General features: G+C 47.4%; 2 protein-coding genes. Both read left to right on the top strand.

Annotation, left to right across the window (positions count from 1 at the left end):
• Nucleotides 1-254: 254 nt before the first annotated feature.
• Nucleotides 255-554, top strand: a complete 300-nt coding sequence (locus MiSe_RS49155; protein ID WP_226594838.1) for a hypothetical protein — start codon at nucleotides 255-257, stop codon at nucleotides 552-554.
• Nucleotides 555-780: 226 nt separating this feature from the next.
• Nucleotides 781-1,125 (top strand): hypothetical protein, encoded by a 345-nt coding sequence (locus tag MiSe_RS49150; protein ID WP_226594836.1) that lies wholly within the window; start codon nucleotides 781-783, stop codon nucleotides 1,123-1,125.
• Nucleotides 1,126-1,286: the final 161 nt, after the last annotated feature.

Raw genomic sequence — 1,286 nt, 5'->3', positions numbered from 1 at the left:
AGGGTACTAGGCTCACCATCTTGCTTATAAAGTTGTCAGGGTTTAGATTTCTCTGTTCCCAGCCAGTCTTCCCTAAGTGTTGCTACTTATTTCAACTGAACGAATCGCACCCAAAGTTTGTCATGATTGATGTACCTCTTGATTTATCTCTTGTAGGTGGCGATCGCATTTAGCTGTGCAGGCGTGGTGCGATCGCTTTTTGCTATCCTAGCAGGTAATGCACCAATAAACTACCTGTAACCTACCATTAAACCATGCCTGAACCTATAAGTCCCAACAACTCGTCTCTGGATTACACAAAAATCCAGTTGCCCAACTTTCCCAACACCAGAATTCAGACTGCACCCCTATCAACCTTGGACTATGCCAAGTTCAAAGTAGGCTGTAAGCTCAAAAATCGTTCGATAGGAGGCAATGGGCAACAAGCGATGACAGACCATATCTTGCGGTGGTGGTACGAAGACGAGCAGCGGTTAATCGTAGAAGCCAACCGACTGGGAATCACCCCAGAGGAGCTTTTCAACCAGCTGGTAAAAGAAGACGGTAACGAATAGCGAAAGCGTTGCTTACCGAAGCTTACGCCCACCAGTCCAATCAAAACAGCCGCCCCACCCCTGGGGCGGTTTGTGTCTTTAAAACCTTTCACTGAGAACGCTTTAGCGCTCCCCCCGGATAAAAAGCCTTGTCGTTGCATATAGTCTAATTAGGGTCTACTGTGGGTCTATTTAATGAATATATCATAGGCTTGAGTAAACGGGTCATTTTTGTGGCAAAAATGTGATGATCGGGAAATACGTTTTGGTCAAATCATCAGTGGCAAGAAAAGACGAGCGGTTGCTTGTGGCACCTTTGGGCGAATACTACGATGACTTGCTAGCCGTGTACGCCTTTGTTGCCGACCGAACTAGGTCAATTCAAGCAAATTTTCTTTTGTGCGAGAAACTTCGGGAGGAAGAACCCAAGGTTAAAGAGAGCGTCGCCTACCTCGCCAAAAAAAGGGGCGTAGAGCCGGAAAAGCTCTGGAATCAAATCCTTAAAGGGGAAGCCAAGAAGATATCGCCTGAAGAAATAATTGAAAGCGATACGCCTTTAGGCACGCTCCGCGATCGCCCACCAACCCAATAAAAAAAGCCGCCCCACCCCAGGGGCGGTTTGTGTCTTTAACAATTCTGCGAAATTCCCCACCGTCTTTTACGGTGGGGATGGATAGCATGCTAAAGTTGGGGGTTCGATGCCCCCAACTTTAGCAAATACTCTTCTTCCGAATTCGGCGGAAGCCTCCATCC

The sequence above is a fragment of the Microseira wollei NIES-4236 genome (assembly GCF_020521235.1).
Lineage (GTDB): Bacteria > Cyanobacteriota > Cyanobacteriia > Cyanobacteriales > Aerosakkonemataceae > Microseira > Microseira wollei.
This window is presented reverse-complemented; position numbering and strand designations above follow the sequence as displayed.

Bases quoted from the DNA above. Each gene is read 5' to 3' on its own strand.
- MiSe_RS49155 (WP_226594838.1), top strand. From the start codon at position 255: ATGCCTGAACCTATAAGTCCCAACAACTCGTCTCTGGATTACACAAAA.
- MiSe_RS49150 (WP_226594836.1), top strand. From the start codon at position 781: ATGATCGGGAAATACGTTTTGGTCAAATCATCAGTGGCAAGAAAAGAC.